This window comes from Streptomyces sp. SID12501, assembly GCF_010550245.1.
GTDB lineage: Bacteria > Actinomycetota > Actinomycetes > Streptomycetales > Streptomycetaceae > Streptomyces.
The window spans coordinates 1-487 of sequence record NZ_JAAGLU010000490.1; the positions used below are offsets into that span (position 1 = coordinate 1).

The window sequence follows — 487 nt, forward strand, 5'->3', positions numbered from 1 at the left end:
CTCCTGCGACTTCTCGATGGTCTTCGCCATGGTCTCCACCCCCCTTACTGCGGCGTCCAGTCCATGCGCGGCATCTACCGACGGCGCGCGTGGACACGGACGCGGTTGATCTCTTCCTCGTACTCGCGCTGGAACGCGGCGTACGTCGCCGCCGCGTTCTTCGCCGCGTCGAGAGCCGCGTCAGCGGACTTCGAAAGCTTCCGGGCGACCTTCCAGGCCCGGACGCGGGAGGCGCCCACGCGGCCCTCCGGGTCGGGGACCTGCGACAGCGTGGCCTTCATGATCTCCGCGCCCATCGCCAACTCGAACGCCAACATCGCCATGGCCGCCCGGACGCTGTTGCAGTAGTCCCGGACCTGCGCCGGAGACGTGAACTCCGGCGCCGGCAGGGCCCCCGAGCCCGCGCCCGGGTTCTCGGACCAACGGGCCCCGGCCCCGCTGTTTCCGCTGCGGTTACCGCTGCCGTTCCCTCTGCCGTTGACCTTGC

General features: G+C 70.4%; 1 protein-coding gene. It reads right to left on the bottom strand.

Annotated features, from left to right (window positions below):
- Positions 1–74: 74 nt before the first annotated feature.
- A partial coding sequence (gene traA, locus G3I71_RS46920; protein WP_164325055.1) for a plasmid transfer protein TraA occupies positions 75–487 on the bottom strand: 413 nt, incomplete at its 5' end.